The organism is Solibacillus sp. FSL K6-1554, from assembly GCF_038005185.1.
Taxonomy (GTDB): domain Bacteria; phylum Bacillota; class Bacilli; order Bacillales_A; family Planococcaceae; genus Solibacillus; species Solibacillus silvestris.
The window spans coordinates 3422010-3438368 of the sequence record NZ_JBBOSS010000001.1; the positions used below are offsets into that span (position 1 = coordinate 3422010).

Sequence of the window (16359 nt, forward strand, 5' to 3'; positions counted from 1 at the left end):
TGGTAAAAAGAAACCACTTCACCAGGAAGTGACTACTACTTTTTCTTTGCCAAACCACGGAAAATGGTTTCGCTGAATAATGTCAGAATTTCTTGTTCGTTGAGTGGTTCATTATGTGTCAACTGCCAGTCTACAATAAAAGCCAAATACGATTTAAACAATAAAAAGGCTACATGCTCAGGATTACATTCAATGACCTCATCTTTTGCAATGCCGTTACGAATGCGCATCGAGACGTATGAAATGATTTCCGACTCGATTTTCAACAGCATTTGCTGTACTTCAGGAGTGCCCAGTGCTCTTTCCTCATCTATTAGTTTGGCAAACAGTAAATGACGTTCACGGAACTGCAGCATTTTCATTAATGCTGTATGGGCATTTTGCATAAAGCTCGCATTTACATCGATTAGCTGATCTGTTTCGCGTTTCATTTCACCGATTAAATGGAATACTACTTCCTGAAACAGCTCTTCTTTATTTTTAAAAAAAGTATAAATAGTCCCTTTTCCTACATTTGCAATTTTTGCAACTTGTTCAATCGTTGTTGCTTTATAGCCAAATAATGTAAAGGATTTTGTTGCGGCTATTAAAATTTCATGTCGACGATCCATAAATCCACCTCCTCAAAAAAAGTGACCAAAATACCACTTCGGTCATCCAGTCACTATTATACACCGTTCTTCTCATATTGCAATATTTAATGGTTATGATCTTCTTCTTTTTCTTCTTTATTTTCTTCGTCATGTTCCATCGAATTAGAGCTTGTATCTTCCAGCACTTTGCTCATATCAGGGTTGCCGACGATCAGTTCCTGCTTTGGCATCACATGCATTCCGCGCGCCGTCGTATGGGCAAACATATAATATACGCCATCATGGTCAAATACATAGTCAGCGACATAAATCCCGTCTTCAGTCAGTTCCCCGTCCAGCATCTCCCCTTCATCGCGAAGGCCGGATTCCCATACTTCAAACTTCACTTCTTTCGCATCATTTACCGCTTCTTCTTCTTGAGTAACACGTGCCGATAGCTGTATCGTTTCCCCTACGTTTAACTGTTCTGCTGTTTGAATATCTACTTCGACGATTGCCGGCACCTCGGCAGTATCAAGTGTTTCCACTTCGGGGTCATCGCCACATGCTGCCAATAAAAAAGGGACTGCTACTAAACTGTAAAACCATTTTTTCATCATTAAATCTCCCATCCTTGTTAACTATTATGTATTTTAATGCAATCTTTCCCCATCCTTACTAGCGTACTAAAAAATACGTACAGATGCATAGGATAATTAAGATAAATTTGTGAACCATTGAAAAATTATCCAAATAAAAATGCTGCACTAAAAGCGGTTCACCTTTAATACAGCATTCTGTTCAATTAGTCTATTGAATTATTACATTGCTACTTTTGACTCGGCAAACTGGCTGAGTAATTGCTCGGCAGTATTTCTCCCTTGCAATACACAGTCCGGAATACTAATTCCCTCATAGGAGCTTCCTGTTAATAAGACATTCGGAAACTCTTGATAAAATTGTTCTTTCATAGTAGACATGCGCAATTCATGACCAATTGTATATTGAGGCATTGCTTCTTTCCAGCGGGCAACTGTTGTCAGTAGCGGCTGGGCATTCAATCCCACTGCCCGCTCTAAATCTTGCAATACAATTTTTTCAATTTCACTGTCGGGCAGCTCTACAATCGATTCATCCCCTACACGGCCAATGTACACTCTAAGGAGTTCCTGGCCATCCGGTGACACATTATCCCACTTCCGGTGACTCCACGTGCAGCTTGTAATTGCAAAATGACTATTGCGTGAAACGAAGAAGTTAAGTGCATCTTCATATTTCTGCATTGAACCTTTTTCAAATGCCATCGTAACGGTGGCAATTGTGGCATAATTCATATCCGGAACTTTCAGCATTGTCGTTGAGTCCGGGAAGATTTTTTTCGTTACATTAAACGGTGTCGTCACGACGATTTTATCTGCTTGAATCGACGTCCCATCATTCAATTCTACAAGATGGGTATCATCATTATTTTTTTCAATGGAATTCACTTTCAATCCTTTTAAAATCGTTACATCGGTTAAAGCTTTTTCCAATGATTCAATTAAGGATTCCAATCCATTTTCAAATGATTCGTAATGTAGTTCACCTGGAGTATCCACGAGTGCGTAAATACCTTTTCCGGTTTTTTTCATACCGAGCAATAAGCTGCGATATTCTTTTTCCAACTGATAAAACTGCGGGAACATCGATTGCATGCTAAGATGGTCGACATCACCTGCAAAAGTACCCGCCAACACCGGCTCAACTAAATTTTCGACCACTTCTTTACCAAAGCGACGATTGAAAAATTCACTAATCGGTTCGTCTGCAGCATGCGGTAATTTCGGCAACAACAAATCTCCTGCTGCACGGAATTTCCCCATTAAAGATAGAACATTCGATGTCATAAACGGGAGGATTTTAGGTGACCCTCCGAGCAGAATATTACTCGGAATTTGGTGTAACTTGCTACCAACTGCGATAAATGTTCGACCATAATTATTTTGAATCATCTCATGTTCGATATTTAAATCACGTGCCAACTTTCGGACACTGCTACCTGTATCAAAAAACGATTCAGGCCCACGTTCGATAATATATCCATTTTGACGTACAGTATGGATTTTACCACCTAAACGTAGTGACGCTTCGATCAACACGATATCTATCGGTAAATTATGCGCCTTCGTTTTTTGCTGTAAATAGTATGCCGTCGTTAAACCAGTGATCCCACCGCCAACGATAACAACCTTCTTCCTTTTTAAAGTCACCCTCATCATCACTCTCTACTATTCCGCTAATTTTTTATTGATAGCATCTACCATTGCATCAATGAATAAAGGATGTGTATTTGGCATTGTCGGGCGATAATAGCTTGCACCGATTTCGTCACATACAACTTTACACTCAATATCATTATCATAGAGCACTTCTAAATGCTCTGTAACAAATCCTACTGGTGTATAGATGAATGCTTTATAACCTTTTTGCTCAAATAATTCCTTTGTTAAATCCTGTACATCCGGTCCTAGCCATGGCTCGGGTGTTTGTCCAGCTGACTGCCAGCCTACTTCAACGTTTACAATATCAGAAGCCTCTTCAATTAAACGTGCTGTTTCAACTAACTGTTCTTCATACGGATCGCCTGCAAGTTTAATTTTTTCCGGCAATGAGTGGTTTGATACGATTAAGCAAGCATTTGCGCGCTCTTCTTCTGTCATTTTTGCCAGCTCGCCATTCACGGCATCTTTCCAGAATTCAATAAATTTCGGTTCGTCATACCATGCTTCAACAGAAGTGATATTTAACGTACCACCTAACTTTTCAGCTGCTTCTTTCGCTCGTCCATTGTACGATTTAATTGAGAAAGTTGAGAAGTGTGGTGCTAAAACGATCGATACCGCTTCAGTAATACCTTCTTTCACCATTGCTTCTACTGCATCTTCAACGAATGGTTCAATATGCTTTAAGCCGATAAATACTTTATATTCCACTTCGTCCTGCACTTCGTTTAAACGCGCACATAATGCATGGGCTTGTGCTTCCGTCATTTTCGCAAGCGGAGAAATACCGCCGATTGCACGGTAACGTTCAGTTAAATCGTCCAAATGTTCCTGGCTTGGTTTACGGCCATGACGAATATGTGTGTAATAACGTTCAATATCTTCTTCTTTATATGGCGTACCATAAGCCATTACTAATAAACCGCGTACTTCTTTCATGTAAGTTCACCTCTGCATGTTTTTTAACACGTTTCTTTTTTAATTAGTTATTAAAGGTTTTTCATCCCATTAACTTGTTGTTTTTTGGGTGCTCTCCAGTCAACCTTCATCTTTCTAGTTTTCTCACCTTCACCGGTGAATAATCATATTTATATTAGTATTTGTATTATGAACGTTTTGCGATTTGTTCGCGGCTGTATTCGTGTACAAATGTAGTTAGTCGTTTTAATACAGCTGGATCTACTTCCGGGAAGACGCCGTGGCCTAAGTTGAAAATATGTCCGCCTGTATGCGCTAAACCTTGATCGACAATATCTTTCGCTCGTGCTTCGATTACGTTCCAGTCTGCCAGTAATAATGTAGGATCCAAGTTCCCTTGTACCGCTTTTGTTACGCCACGTGCTTCTGCTTCACGAATCGGTAAACGCCAGTCCAACCCTACTACATCGACTGGCAGGTCATGCCATTCATTTATTAAATGCGATGCACCTACACCAAACTGGATTAGCGGCACATTCAATGCGCGCAATTCAGCAAAAATGCGTGTCATCGTCGGTTTGATAAAAATACGGTAATCTTCAACATTCAATGCTCCAACCCAAGAATCGAAAATTTGGATTGCTTTTGCACCGGCTTCTACTTGTGCTGTAATATCCACAATAATCATATCAGCCAGTTTTTCCATTAAAGCAAACCATGCTTTTGGCTGCGAAACCATGAATGATTTAGTTTTAGCGTAGTTTTTGCTTGGGCCGCCTTCAATCATATAGCTCGCAAGCGTAAACGGCGCACCGCCAAAACCGATTAACGGAACATTTAGCTGTTCTGTTGTTAACATTTTAATTGTCTCTAGCACGTAAGGTGTATGCTCCTGTGCATTGAACTCACGTAAGTTTTCCACGTCAACAGCTGAACGGATCGGATTTGAAATAACCGGACCAATCCCCGCTTTTATTTTTACATCAATTCCCATTCCTGGTAAAGGGGTAACGATATCTTTATAAAGAATCGCTGCATCTACATTGTATTGCTCAACAGGTAAATGCGTTACATAAGCACATAACTCCGGCTGCATTGTAATCTCTTCTAATGAATATTTTTCTTTTATTTCACGATATTCTGGCTGTGAACGGCCTGCCTGGCGCATAAACCAAACTGGTGTATGTTCTACTTGCTCACCGCGAGCAGCACGTAATAATGTGTCATTAAATTTCATCATTTTTGATTTCTACCCCTTAAAGTAAATTCTTTTTTATTCTATACCTCAAAAACGTCATTGATATCCATCATCGACTATAAACTTTTCATAAATATTTGTATAGATTTCTTGAATAAATGTCATAAATTTGTCTCTTCTGCTACAGAACTTTTTGACAAATGGCTTGAACATCTTTATAAATGGAAATAATAGTGTAAAGGAGGTCAGTCATATGAATTTTTATGTAACTTCAGGAACACCTGACTATATGGAAAATTTAATTGCAAAAAATCCACAGCACCCTTTATCTTTATTACACGGAAATGGTAATTCAGTGGTGTTGCATGAAACAGAGAACAAATCTATTTTCGCAGTACCCCGCAAGTTTGAAGTCATTGCTCAAGATGGACAGTTTACACAAAAGGGCTATTATACTTTTTTCAATATGCCCATTATGTCAGATGAGCGCCCGGTTTTCGAGAAAAAAGCTCTCGATGTCATCCCTGCTTTGAACTCCAATGACGCTGTAATTGCCTATCGTTTACTGCGTCCGATTAAAGCAGAAACCTATTTATTTATTATTCAATGGGGCGGGCCTGCTTCTTATGAAGTTTGGAAAGGCAGCAATGAGTATAAGACTTCATTTGCCCCTATCTTTGAAGGCACGACACAAGTGTTACAGTCGATGTTTACCTCATCATCCTATATTACGACATATAGTGCAGCTTCAAAAGAATAATGCTTTTATCAAAAATGCTACGATTGTTTTTCGTAGCATTTTTATATAAAATAATACATATTTAGAAAATCTTTCGTTTTCCGAACTATTCTGCTTCTCACTAAACAAAAGGCGGTTATTATGTGAAAATACAAATTCAGTTGTTTAAAGCTTTCTTTGTTTCAGGAATTCTTGGATTCGGGGGAGGTCCGACAATCATTCCATTGCTTCATAAAGAAGTGGTTGAAAAATATAAACTTATGACAGATGATGATTTTTCTGATGTGTTATCGATTGGAAACACATTGCCTGGTCCAATTGCGACAAAGATGGCAGGCTACATTGGTTACCGTATAGGCGGTTTTCTCGGATTAATTAACGCTCTGTTTGCTTCGGTTATGCCTACTGTACTTTTAATTATTTTATTATTAAATTCATTAAACCAATTCAGTAACTCTGACTTTATCAACAACATGTCTAAAGGTGTCATACCCATTGTGACAGTGATGATGGGGATTTATGCATTTGACTTTTTAAAGAAATCGCATAAAGCTTTAGGTCTAAAAATCAGCGCAATTATTTTCGTATTCAGTTTTATAACGATTGTTGTATTCGATCTCCACCCTGGGATTATCATCGGTTCCCTCTTAATATTGGCGCTGGCATTGCCCAATAAAGGAGGAAAAGAACAATGATATTTTGGGAGCTTTTTATTGCATTTTTAATACCGAACCTTTTGGCATACGGAGGCGGGCCTGCTTCAATCCCGTTAATTGAACATGAAGTGGTAGACAGGTATGAGTGGATGACGCAAAGTGAATTCAGTGAGTTTCTTGCTTTGGCAAATTCACTGCCCGGTCCTATCGCAACGAAGATGGCGGGTTATATCGGCTTTGAAGTTGGTGGTATTTTAGGGAGTATTATAGCGTTATTTGCGACAGTAGCCCCTACCCTGATTTTAATGATCACACTTTTGAATCTTCTACAAAAATATAGAGATTCGCCTAAAGTAATGCGGTTATCAAGCTTTGTATTACCTGCAATTGCCGTATTATTAATTACATTAACATTCGATTTCGCCAAGTCTTCCTATGAATCAAATAAATTAATTCCAACGATTTTAATGATTGTCGGCAGCTATATTGCTCTGGAAAAATTCAAAGTTCCTTCTATTATAGTAATCGCCGCCGGATTATTAATTGGCGGATTTCTATTGTAAATTAACTTGGTTAATAAAAAAATCGCTAACCTCTACTTAACTCATACGTAGGGTTAGCGATTTTTTATTTTGACATTCTCATCGTCAATTCACTGACTGCAATAATGACAATCGGAATGAAATAAAACTGTGGCTGCATTACTGCACACAGTGTCACAATAATAGCCTGTACAATGCTCAATTGACGAAGCAGTTTTGCAACAGCCTGCTTTCTCGTATCACGGGGAATCGGGTAAAGCATGTCCATTCGGAAATCCCCTGCTGACATAAGTGCATACTTAAGCTGAAGCGTTGTCGCAAATGCCAGAGCACCGACAACAATCCAAGTTACAAACGGAATTGTAATAAACATGGCTACAACAGCTGAAATTGCTGTTAACCGCACCCATAAATAAAAATGGTCGTCTGTACGGATAAACGTACGGTAAATTAAATAGGCTTGCGTGTTTTCCTTTTTATAGCTGATCGCTTTATACGCAATATCCAACCAAGCACGACGTTTTACAGAGCCCTTTAAATGCGGAACATCTGTGAAGTAGTTGGCAAAGCGGTAAAAACGCATCATTCGGTTTTGCTCGAGCTTAATGAAATGTTCGTAAGGTACTGGATTATCCTGTACTTTTTTCTTCAATGTAACTGTATAATAAGCCATCATAACGAGAAATACGACGCCAATCAAACCGTCTGCCAATGTCATTTGAATTCCGATAATCGACACGATTGCCCGTACGAAACGGTCCATTAGTACGGCATTCCCACGATTCGCATAACGGTAATTGAATTCGGCGCGCACATTAATAAATTTCAGAACCGCGATAAATAGAGCTGTCAGCCAAATTTCAGCTACGCTAAGTGTCGTAACTTCTTTCAATAACGGAATCGTTATAATATACAGAACGACCGGCAACAATAGCTGTGACCAAAACGTCCAGTTCATCGCCTTTTTGAAATAGTTCGGCATTTGGCTTTCTAGCGGCAATAAGTATACTTGATCGGGTTCTTTCAGCAATGTGACAGGTCTACTTAATGCAACTAAGAACCCGATCACAAGGGCAATGAGCCATTCTGCCGGAAAATCAGGCTGCACGACCTTCAGCCATTCACTGTACTGATATCCCCCTGCCCCTGCGATAAAGACAAGGACAATCGCAATATGCCCTGTAAAGACGAAGCGCATATACTTCATCACTTCGCCGATGTAATGCTCGAAGCGCTTAGCCCATACACTATGCATGCTGTTCATTGTCCTGCTCCTTTGTCATTGCAATATACAAATCATCCAGTGTCGCAGTCGGCATATTGAACGCTTTGCGCAAATCATTCATTGTTCCTTGTGCACGAACACGTCCTTCATGAAGTAAGATGATGCGGTCACAATGTTTTTCTGCAGTCGATAAAATATGTGTCGACATTAAAATCGATGCACCTGCACGTTTTTTATCGTCCATTTGGTCAAGCAATGACTGGATGCCGAGCGGGTCTAAACCGACAAACGGCTCATCGATAATATACAGACTTGGATCGACTAGAAATGCGCACATAATCATTACCTTCTGGCGCATCCCCTTTGAAAAGTGCGACGGAAACCAATTTAATCGCTTCTCCATACGGAATTCCTTCAATAAAACTTCAGAACGCTCATTCAATGTTTTTTCATCTAAACCATATGCCATTGCCGTTAATTGTAAATGTTCTTTTAATGTTAATTCTTCATATAGTACGGGTGTTTCCGGAATATAAGAGAAGCTTGACCGGTACTTGTCCAAATCCTCTTTTAACGTCACACCGTTTAAACGGATTTCACCAGAGCGTGGTAAGAGCGTGCCAATAATATGCTTGATCGTCGTACTTTTCCCCGCACCATTTAAGCCGATTAATCCAACGAGCTCTCCTTTGTTAATTTCAAATGATAGATCTTGAATCACAGGTTTTCTCGTATAACCACCTGTTACATTTTGCAGTTGTAAAATTGCCACAGTCGTCACTCCTCTTTTCTAAAATTTAGTTTATCAAAAGCGAATAAAATTGAACACTGAATGCAACACTCAATTCAAAGAACATAATGTGAAACTTCATTCAGCCGGGATTTTTTACGGGAAATGCTGACTCCGCCGCCACGCTTTCAAGGACCCGTTAACACGGGTTTAAAAGTAATTCTTTCATATAAGAAAGTAGTTTTCCAAATAATCTATGATAGAATAAAGAAAAATAATAGTATGTTCACCATAAATTGGGGTTGTACAGTTGATGTTCATTGCTGGCGCACACTTTCCGACGGATTCTGACCCACTGTATACCTTTCAACTTACAATAACATTATTTTCTAACTTCTTATGGTGAAAATCAAAAATAAAAAAGGAGCGATAAATAAGATGAGTGATTGCTTATTTTGCAAAATAATTGCCGGTGAAATTCCAAGTATTAAGGTTTATGAGGATGAGCATACTTTTGCCTTCATGGACATTGCCCCGTTGACAAAGGGTCATACACTATTAATTCCGAAAACACATTGTAAAGATCTATTTGAAATGTCTGAAGATGTGGCACGTAATTTATATGCCGCTGCCCCAAAAGTTGCTAATGCCATTAAAGCTGCTTTTAACCCGGCTGGTATGAATACGATTAATAATAATGGTGCTGAAGCAGGTCAAACCGTTTTCCATTACCACCTGCATCTCGTTCCACGCTATGACGAAAAAGATGGACTAGTGGTCAACTGGAATGGTCGTTCACAGGAATTCCCGCCAGATGTGCTTTCAACACTTTCTGAGGAAATTAAATCACACTTATAATTGCTCCACTCAGTTATGTCTACATAATTGTATGAGGAGACGATGGCCAGCATCTTTTTCATAAGTGAAAATGCTGGTTTTTCTTTTAGTACATTTTCCCACAATCTTTCCAATGTTTATCGGAAGATGGATTTGGAAAAAGATTTGGATAACAAATATAAATAAAGCGAGGTTAACAATATGAAAGCAAAATCATTTTTACTAGGTATTACAACAGGTATCGTTAGCGGTGCAGCTGTCATTTTATTTACAGCACCACAATCCGGGACGGCTTTACGACAAAACCTGTTGGAAAATACGAAAAACGTCAAATCCAAACTTCAAGATGTTCAATACGAACTAAATAATGTAAAGCAATCGATCACAACTTTAAAGGCAGAAGTCCAAAATAGTATGCCTAGTATAGTAAATGAATTAAAGGATAATTTCGCAAATTTCAAAACTCAGATAGAACCGGAAGCAATAAACTTAAAACAAGAAATAGAGAAATTACAGAATTCTATAAGTGAAATCGAGAAAAATATCCCTTCAACTAGAAATAACGAGTAATGAATACAAATTCATCACTATAACTTTAGGACCATCAAAAATAACAAAAACAGTCAATTCAATCCCAAATTTATCTTTTTATAGCATAAATCAACCAATGTTGAATTATTCCATTTTTCTAACTTTAAACTCTTTTCTTTTATTGCTATAATAATTTTAAAATGTTAAATGAAAGAAGAAGGTGATTGCTTTGACAGAAGATTTATACTCGCAAAGAGAGGCTATGTTATTTAGCCAAAGAGTCGCACAACTTTCGAAAGCACTATGGAAAGCTATCGAAAAAGATTGGCAAACATGGATTAAACCTTTTGATTTAAATATTAATGAACATCATATTTTATGGATTTCATATCATTTGAAAGGTGCTTCCATTTCAGATGTAGCTAAATTTGGTGTCATGCATGTATCTACCGCTTTCAACTTTTCAAAAAAATTAGAAGAACGTGGATTACTTACTTTCTCAAAACGTGATGAAGACAAACGTAATACATATGTGGAGTTAACTGATAAAGGCGCAGAACTCATTTTACGTATGTATGATCATTATCACGATACAGAACATACGATTTTAACAGGTGCATTGCCATTAAAAGAACTATACGGTAGATTCCCTGAGTTTTTAGATGTAATGGCCGTTATCCGAAATATTTACGGGGATGATTTCATCGAAATATTCGAACGTTCATTCTTTAACTTCAAAGAAACAATTGATGACAAGGGAAAGCCATCAATCACAACAACTTCATAAAATTTGTAGAAGAAATGTCGCCAATTTTAATTGATGACATTTCTTTTTTTATTGATTATAGTTAGTTTTATGTTTAATATTGTTTCGTTAATGGAAAAGCATAATACATCCTTTTCCATAATGTTTTAGGAGGGCTCACATGCATTGTTGGAAAACGATCAACATTGAGCGCGAATACGGTACGGGAAGACTTGTACTATTGGCAATTACTCTTTTCGTCCTTGTATTTTGCTTTTCATATATTGCATTTAGTTTTAATTTTAACGGTAAGCATATCGATCGCCATTTATGGTTAGTTTTATTAGTAATACCTTTTATTTATCCTATGCACAAATTATTACATTATTTCGCTCTGCTTCAGCATAGAAAATCACTGGTCATTCGTTTTAAGATTCAACATTTCATGCCAGTTGTCCGGATGCGCCTGCAAAACGGTATTCCAAAAAAATCTTATATTTTCGCACTTGTGACACCTTTTATTGTTATTAATTCAGCATTGATTGCCGGGGGCATTTATTTCCCTGAATATGCGCATTATTTTAGTGGTTTGCTCGCTTTTCACTCTTGTATTTGTCTAATGGATTTTTTATATGTGAAAAATTTAATGTATGCACCAAACAATGCTATAATTGAAGAAACACCAAGAGGTTATGAAATTTTAGTTCCTATTGATATTTAGGTTTTAATGATGCTTTAGAGGGGAGGAATAAATTTGTTACTACTTATTGTAATCTTATTCTCAGTAATATACTTATTCCAAATAAATCGAATGACTGCCGCATTATGCAGTCGACGTGAAATTCCAGAAGAAAAACAACCAAAAATTTTCCGTACGATTAATGTACTAATTACGATTTTACTTGTGAGCATGTATGTCGAAGTACTGCTAGCCGTTTAAAAAATTTTTTATGTAAATAGATTTTTATCCATACTTCAATAATTGGAAAAGGTGTGTTAAAAGCCGTAAAGACTTTTAACACACCTTGCTTTCTTAGTAGATGAAAGCTGCACCAACAATAATCAATAAGATAAACAATACAACTAATAGAGCAAAGCCAGAGCCGTAGCCGCCGCCATTGTAACCTCCGCCACCCATATTGCCACCTCCCTTCTCTCTTTCTCTCAATATCGTATGCGCCTGTTGTTACAAAACTTAGGCACTATACACATGCAACCATTTTGTTTTTAAATCGTTTATGTTATAGTTACAATTGCATTAAAGTTAAGTTAGGAGCGTATTCAAATGAAAAAGACCATTTTTGCATTAACAGTTGCTGCTTCAATCGGTTTAGCTGCATGCAGTAATCCAGGCGATGAAGTTGTAGTATCAACAAGTGTTGGCGATATCACTCAAGAAGAATTTTATAATTCAATGAAGGATATCGCTGGTGATCAATTACTGCAACAAGTAGTAGTTGAACAGATTTTAAACGATAAATATAAAGTAACAGATGAGGAAATCGAAGAAGAATTAAAAGGTGTAAAAGAGCAGTATGGTGAAAGCTATGAAGCTGTTTTAGCACAAAGCAATTTAACGGAAGAAACGTTAAAAACAAATATTCGATTCACATTGTTACAAGAAAAAGCATTAAAAGATGTTGAAGTAACAGACGAGGAAATCGAAAAGTACTATAACCAAGCATCTCAAGAATTAAACGCTCGTCACATTTTAGTGGAAGATGAAGAGACTGCAAAAGAAATCAAAGCTAAATTAGATGCCGGTGAAGATTTTGCGAAGTTAGCAAAAGAATTCTCGACTGACCCAGGTTCTGGTGCACAAGGCGGAGATTTAGGTTGGTTTACAGTTGGGACAATGGTGCCTGAATTCAACGATGCTGCATATGCATTGGAAATCGATGAAATCAGTGAACCTGTACAATCTGAGCACGGTTTCCACATCATTCAAGTGACTGAGAAACGTGATGTTAAAGATTACGGTAAACTTGAAGACAAAAAAGAAGAAATCCGTGAATCAATTGCAGCTACAAAAGCTGATTGGAACACAAAAATGGCAGAGTTAATTAAAGAAGCCGATGTAAAAGTAAAAGACAAAGATTTAAAAGACGCATTTTCAGGCATTAAAGCTGAATAATCGTTGATATATAAAGTGAAAATTCAATCCGTGGGGTTCTTCATCCCCACGGATTTGTTAGTTGATCCAATCAGGCTTTTACGGGGAGTCGATCTCCCGCCTGACATTTTCGCCTTGCTTAAGTTTAGAGGCGCGAGATTTACTACTTGTTAATACGGGACAAAATGCGAGACCCACAAATGGGCCTCGCATTTTTTAGTTTTTCTTTACAAATTCCGATTTCAGCTTCATTGCACCGAAACCGTCAATTTTACAATCAATATTGTGGTCGCCTTCTACAAGTCGAATGTTTTTAACACGTGTTCCGATTTTTAATGTAGAGGAGCTTCCCTTTACTTTTAAATCCTTAACAACTGTTACGGTATCCCCATCAGCTAGCAGATTGCCGTTTGCATCGCGCACGACTAATCCTTCTTCCACTGTTTCCTCCGATTGAGACCATTCATGTGCACATTCCGGGCACACATAATTCTGACCATCTTCATACGTATACTCAGACCCGCATTCCGGGCATTTCGGTAATTGTTCCATTTTTATATACCCCCTGTCTATCATCCCCTCTATACTCGCACAGATCCTTATTTTAAACAAGGTTATACAAGTAAATGGCTCTAAACACGAACATTCCTATTTCCTTAGTGACAAAAATCTATAAATTTTCTATAGGTTCTTCTCTTTTATGTCTATTAGAAAAATAATTTCAAGAATTTTCACATATTTGTTCCGAAAGGGTATATTATCAATTTATATATTCTAATATTAAAATTCAGGAGTGATTGCATTGACAGTAACGACAAAACGCGCATTTAACTTTAATGCTGGTCCATCAGCATTACCATTGGAAGTTTTACAAAAAGCACAGGCAGAACTAGTAGATTTTAAAGGTACTGGTATGTCTGTAATGGAATTAAGTCACCGTAGTGCTGAATTTGAAGGAGTACATAATGAAGCGATAGCAAATTTACGCGAGTTATATGATATCCCTGAAAACTATGAAGTACTATTTTTACAAGGCGGAGCAAGCCTACAATTTTCAATGATTCCAATGAACTTCTTAAAAGAAGGACAGAAGGCAAGTTATATCCAAACAGGGGCATGGTCAGAAAAAGCCTTTGCAGAAGCGAAGTTATTCGGGACACCTGTAGAGGCAGCAAGCTCAAAAAGCAATAACTACAAAAATATCCCGGCTCTATCGGAGATCCAAATCGATGAAGAGGCTGCATACCTTCACTTAACATCGAACAATACAATTTTTGGTACTCAATGGAAAACGTTCCCGACTACTGGGGATCTTCCATTAATTGCAGACATGTCTTCTGATATTTTATCGAAGAAAATTGATGTATCAAATTTTGCCATGATTTATGCGGGTGCACAGAAAAACCTAGGACCTTCAGGTGTAACGGTAGTCATCATCCGCAAAGAGTTTCTTGAAAAAGCAAATTCAAATATCCCGACAATGTTGAAATACGCAACACATTCTAAAAATAACTCGCTGTACAATACCCCTCCTACTTTCGGAATTTATATGTTAGGTGAAGTATTGAAATGGGTGAAAGCTGAAGGTGGCTTAGAAGCAATCGAGCAGCGTAATGAAGAAAAGGCGAAGTATATTTATGATGTGATCGACAATTCCAATGGTTTCTATTACGGGCATGCAACTGAAGATTCTCGTTCATTGATGAACATTACGTTCCGTGTAGCAGATGAAGAGCTGGAGAAGAAATTCCTTGCTGAAGCAAAAACAGCCGGGTTTGTCGGTTTGAATGGTCACCGCTCTGTAGGAGGCTGCCGCGCTTCTACTTACAATGCGGTCCCACTTGAAACATGTAAAGCCCTAGCTGATTTCATGGTAAAATTTCAGCAGGATAATCAATAACAATTAAAGCCAAAATAATCCTCCCCATAATTAAAGGCCGTTCAAATTTACGCTGAGTAAAATTGAACGGCCTTGTTTTTATATCTGTCTTGTAGATGTTGTTCTCCGTTACGGAGGATGCTTTTCTTCGGACCGGGGTCAAAAACCAGTTGGTCAAAAAACGTTGCCACAGATGGAACCGAGGCAGCTTAAATCGTCGGCTTGTAGAATGAGCGGTTATCTAACGGGAATAGACGCTCTGTAAATTCACCAGGTTTTGTTTTATCAAGGGCACGAGTCAGCATATTCATCTTCGCATCAATATTATCAATATAATGTAAAATTTCCGCTTCTTGAATCATAGGTTTTTTCGGGCTGCCCCACTCTTCTTTACCGTGATGTGACAATACTAGATGCTTAAGCAGCATCACTTCTTCTCCTTCGATTTTCAGCTCATTGGCAGCTTGACCAATTTCATTGACCATAATGGATATATGACCAAGCAGGTTGCCTTCCACTGTATACATTGTACCTACTGGACCACTCAGCTCAATGACCTTACCGATATCATGTAAAATAACCCCAGCATACAGTAAATCACGGTTTAATGTAGGATATAGATCACAAATCGCCTCACTTAATTTAAGCATCGATACAACATGGTCAAGTAAGCCTGATGCATAGTCGTGGTGATTTTTGGTTGCTGCAGGGTAAATCAGTATTTGGTCTTGATATTTTTTTGTAAGATTGCGTGTAATACGCGAGATATTCGGATTTTGAATTTGAAAGAAGTACTGTGTCAGCTGTTCAAATAACTCTTCCTTTGGTACCGCAGACGTCGGTAAAAGATCGCTGATTTGAACGCCTTCCTCTTCACGTGCAGGTCGGATTTGCTTCACACGCAGTTGGTTTTTTCCACGGTAGTCGTGAATCTCTCCCCCAACTTTTACAATTACCTGTGCACGGTATAAATTTTCATGTTCCTCGTTTGTATCCCATAGCTTGGCTTCAATATCGCCGCTACGATCCTGTAAAATTAGTGACATAAAAGGCTTGCCGACAGTCGTTACACCTTTTTTTGCTTCTTTAATCAATAAATATTGGTCCACTTGTTCACCAGGTTGGAGTTTTGTAATTCCATTCACAAGTAATCGCCCCTTTATAACTCTATTACAATTTATTGTAACATGTATATGCGATATTTACCGTTTAAAAGACTATCAATTGCGACTCCCGCTAACGAATGCTAAATTTTTTTCGCGAAATAGCGTTTAACAAAATAAAGATTCGGGTAAATATTGAAGGATTAAAATGTTCATGAGCCGTTCATAAACTGCAAATATTTCTTGAATTATGTTAGCTGCTTCGTGAATTATCGGAAAATTTCTAGTATAATTATATTATCTTGCTTAT

The 16359-nt window shown here is 38.0% G+C and carries 20 protein-coding genes; 10 read left to right on the forward strand and 10 right to left on the reverse strand.

Features of this window, described 5'->3' with window-relative positions; all coding sequences use genetic code 11:
* Positions 1–35: 35 nt before the first annotated feature.
* The 5 genes from MHB58_RS17020 to hemE all read right to left on the reverse strand — a co-directional run bounded on the left by MHB58_RS17020 (position 36) and on the right by hemE (position 4991).
* A complete protein-coding gene (locus MHB58_RS17020; RefSeq protein WP_014822752.1) occupies positions 36–611 on the reverse strand; it encodes a TetR/AcrR family transcriptional regulator in 576 nt (191 codons plus the stop codon).
* A gap of 86 nt (positions 612–697) precedes the next feature.
* Positions 698–1189 carry a FixH family protein gene (locus MHB58_RS17025; RefSeq protein WP_340735705.1) on the reverse strand — a complete coding sequence of 164 codons (492 nt, stop codon included), beginning with the start codon at positions 1187–1189 and terminating at the stop codon, positions 698–700.
* Between the two features lie 204 nt (positions 1190–1393).
* Positions 1394–2827: a protoporphyrinogen oxidase gene (hemY, locus tag MHB58_RS17030; RefSeq protein ID WP_008406446.1), complete on the reverse strand. Its 1434-nt coding sequence runs from the start codon at positions 2825–2827 to the stop codon at positions 1394–1396.
* 12 nt (positions 2828–2839) lie between these two features.
* Positions 2840–3772 (reverse strand): ferrochelatase, encoded by a 933-nt coding sequence (gene hemH, locus MHB58_RS17035; protein ID WP_008406448.1) that lies wholly within the window; start codon positions 3770–3772, stop codon positions 2840–2842.
* Positions 3773–3938: 166 nt separating this feature from the next.
* Complete coding sequence (gene hemE, locus MHB58_RS17040) at positions 3939–4991, reverse strand: uroporphyrinogen decarboxylase (RefSeq protein ID WP_014822749.1); 1053 nt, start codon at positions 4989–4991, stop codon at positions 3939–3941.
* Positions 4992–5202: 211 nt separating this feature from the next.
* Between hemE and MHB58_RS17045 the strand changes: the two genes are divergently transcribed.
* From MHB58_RS17045 to MHB58_RS17055, 3 genes are all read left to right on the forward strand, one after another.
* A complete protein-coding gene (locus MHB58_RS17045; protein WP_340735706.1) occupies positions 5203–5709 on the forward strand; it encodes a Target of RNAIII-activating protein in 507 nt (168 codons plus the stop codon).
* Between the two features lie 122 nt (positions 5710–5831).
* A complete protein-coding gene (locus MHB58_RS17050) occupies positions 5832–6383 on the forward strand; it encodes a chromate transporter (protein ID WP_014822747.1) in 552 nt (183 codons plus the stop codon).
* Complete coding sequence (locus MHB58_RS17055; protein ID WP_014822746.1) at positions 6380–6907, forward strand: chromate transporter; 528 nt, start codon at positions 6380–6382, stop codon at positions 6905–6907. The genes MHB58_RS17050 and MHB58_RS17055 overlap by 4 nt, the downstream gene beginning before the upstream one ends.
* Positions 6908–6971: 64 nt before the next feature.
* Here the strand turns inward: MHB58_RS17055 and MHB58_RS17060 are convergent, their stop codons facing one another.
* Both MHB58_RS17060 and MHB58_RS17065 read right to left on the reverse strand, forming a co-directional pair.
* Positions 6972–8150, reverse strand: a complete 1179-nt coding sequence (locus tag MHB58_RS17060; protein ID WP_014822745.1) for an ABC transporter permease — start codon at positions 8148–8150, stop codon at positions 6972–6974.
* Entirely contained in the window at positions 8134–8883 is a 750-nt protein-coding gene (locus MHB58_RS17065) for an ABC transporter ATP-binding protein (protein WP_014822744.1), read from the reverse strand. The genes MHB58_RS17060 and MHB58_RS17065 overlap by 17 nt, the downstream gene beginning before the upstream one ends.
* 396 nt (positions 8884–9279) lie before the next feature.
* Between MHB58_RS17065 and MHB58_RS17070 the strand changes: the two genes are divergently transcribed.
* The 5 genes from MHB58_RS17070 (at position 9280) to MHB58_RS17090 (ending at position 11894) form a co-directional block, all read left to right on the forward strand.
* A complete protein-coding gene (locus MHB58_RS17070; protein WP_008406458.1) occupies positions 9280–9699 on the forward strand; it encodes an HIT family protein in 420 nt (139 codons plus the stop codon).
* 180 nt (positions 9700–9879) lie between these two features.
* Positions 9880–10248 (forward strand): YtxH domain-containing protein, encoded by a 369-nt coding sequence (locus MHB58_RS17075; RefSeq protein WP_008406460.1) that lies wholly within the window; start codon positions 9880–9882, stop codon positions 10246–10248.
* Positions 10249–10432: 184 nt separating this feature from the next.
* Positions 10433–10996, forward strand: coding sequence for an HTH-type transcriptional regulator Hpr (locus MHB58_RS17080; protein ID WP_173364531.1), 564 nt, complete (start codon positions 10433–10435; stop codon positions 10994–10996).
* Positions 10997–11135: 139 nt separating this feature from the next.
* Complete coding sequence (locus tag MHB58_RS17085) at positions 11136–11675, forward strand: DUF3267 domain-containing protein (protein ID WP_008406463.1); 540 nt, start codon at positions 11136–11138, stop codon at positions 11673–11675.
* Positions 11676–11708: 33 nt separating this feature from the next.
* Complete coding sequence (locus tag MHB58_RS17090) at positions 11709–11894, forward strand: hypothetical protein (RefSeq protein WP_008406465.1); 186 nt, start codon at positions 11709–11711, stop codon at positions 11892–11894.
* Between the two features lie 93 nt (positions 11895–11987).
* Here the strand turns inward: MHB58_RS17090 and MHB58_RS17095 are convergent, their stop codons facing one another.
* Entirely contained in the window at positions 11988–12092 is a 105-nt protein-coding gene (locus MHB58_RS17095) for a YjcZ family sporulation protein (protein WP_081483416.1), read from the reverse strand.
* Positions 12093–12239: 147 nt separating this feature from the next.
* Here MHB58_RS17095 and MHB58_RS17100 point away from each other — a divergent pair, with 147 nt between their 5' ends.
* Positions 12240–13088 carry a peptidylprolyl isomerase gene (locus tag MHB58_RS17100; RefSeq protein ID WP_014822742.1) on the forward strand — a complete coding sequence of 283 codons (849 nt, stop codon included), beginning with the start codon at positions 12240–12242 and terminating at the stop codon, positions 13086–13088.
* 195 nt (positions 13089–13283) lie between these two features.
* On the opposite strand, the gene MHB58_RS17105 is transcribed toward MHB58_RS17100, so the two are convergent.
* On the reverse strand, positions 13284–13619 hold the full coding sequence (locus MHB58_RS17105; protein ID WP_008406469.1) for a zinc ribbon domain-containing protein YjdM: 336 nt from the start codon (positions 13617–13619) through the stop codon (positions 13284–13286).
* A gap of 250 nt (positions 13620–13869) precedes the next feature.
* Here MHB58_RS17105 and serC point away from each other — a divergent pair, with 250 nt between their 5' ends.
* Entirely contained in the window at positions 13870–14967 is a 1098-nt protein-coding gene (serC, locus tag MHB58_RS17110; protein ID WP_014822741.1) for a 3-phosphoserine/phosphohydroxythreonine transaminase, read from the forward strand.
* Between the two features lie 188 nt (positions 14968–15155).
* Here serC and yhaM read toward each other — a convergent pair whose 3' ends face one another.
* Positions 15156–16091 (reverse strand): 3'-5' exoribonuclease YhaM, encoded by a 936-nt coding sequence (yhaM, locus tag MHB58_RS17115; protein ID WP_014822740.1) that lies wholly within the window; start codon positions 16089–16091, stop codon positions 15156–15158.
* Positions 16092–16359 lie beyond the last annotated feature (268 nt).

What these genes read in the sequence shown, in the direction of transcription:
- hemH (WP_008406448.1), bottom strand. Translation starts at nt 3,772, where the DNA reads ATGAAAGAAGTACGCGGTTTATTAGTAATGGCTTATGGTACGCCATAT.
- MHB58_RS17105 (WP_008406469.1), bottom strand. Translation starts at nt 13,619, where the DNA reads ATGGAACAATTACCGAAATGCCCGGAATGCGGGTCTGAGTATACGTAT.
- MHB58_RS17025 (WP_340735705.1), bottom strand. Translation starts at nt 1,189, where the DNA reads ATGAAAAAATGGTTTTACAGTTTAGTAGCAGTCCCTTTTTTATTGGCA.
- MHB58_RS17085 (WP_008406463.1), top strand. Translation starts at nt 11,136, where the DNA reads ATGCATTGTTGGAAAACGATCAACATTGAGCGCGAATACGGTACGGGA.
- MHB58_RS17020 (WP_014822752.1), bottom strand. Translation starts at nt 611, where the DNA reads ATGGATCGTCGACATGAAATTTTAATAGCCGCAACAAAATCCTTTACA.
- hemE (WP_014822749.1), bottom strand. Translation starts at nt 4,991, where the DNA reads ATGATGAAATTTAATGACACATTATTACGTGCTGCTCGCGGTGAGCAA.
- MHB58_RS17055 (WP_014822746.1), top strand. Translation starts at nt 6,380, where the DNA reads ATGATATTTTGGGAGCTTTTTATTGCATTTTTAATACCGAACCTTTTG.
- MHB58_RS17070 (WP_008406458.1), top strand. Translation starts at nt 9,280, where the DNA reads ATGAGTGATTGCTTATTTTGCAAAATAATTGCCGGTGAAATTCCAAGT.
- MHB58_RS17095 (WP_081483416.1), bottom strand. Translation starts at nt 12,092, where the DNA reads ATGGGTGGCGGAGGTTACAATGGCGGCGGCTACGGCTCTGGCTTTGCT.
- MHB58_RS17045 (WP_340735706.1), top strand. Translation starts at nt 5,203, where the DNA reads ATGAATTTTTATGTAACTTCAGGAACACCTGACTATATGGAAAATTTA.
- MHB58_RS17075 (WP_008406460.1), top strand. Translation starts at nt 9,880, where the DNA reads ATGAAAGCAAAATCATTTTTACTAGGTATTACAACAGGTATCGTTAGC.
- MHB58_RS17060 (WP_014822745.1), bottom strand. Translation starts at nt 8,150, where the DNA reads ATGAACAGCATGCATAGTGTATGGGCTAAGCGCTTCGAGCATTACATC.
- MHB58_RS17100 (WP_014822742.1), top strand. Translation starts at nt 12,240, where the DNA reads ATGAAAAAGACCATTTTTGCATTAACAGTTGCTGCTTCAATCGGTTTA.
- hemY (WP_008406446.1), bottom strand. Translation starts at nt 2,827, where the DNA reads ATGAGGGTGACTTTAAAAAGGAAGAAGGTTGTTATCGTTGGCGGTGGG.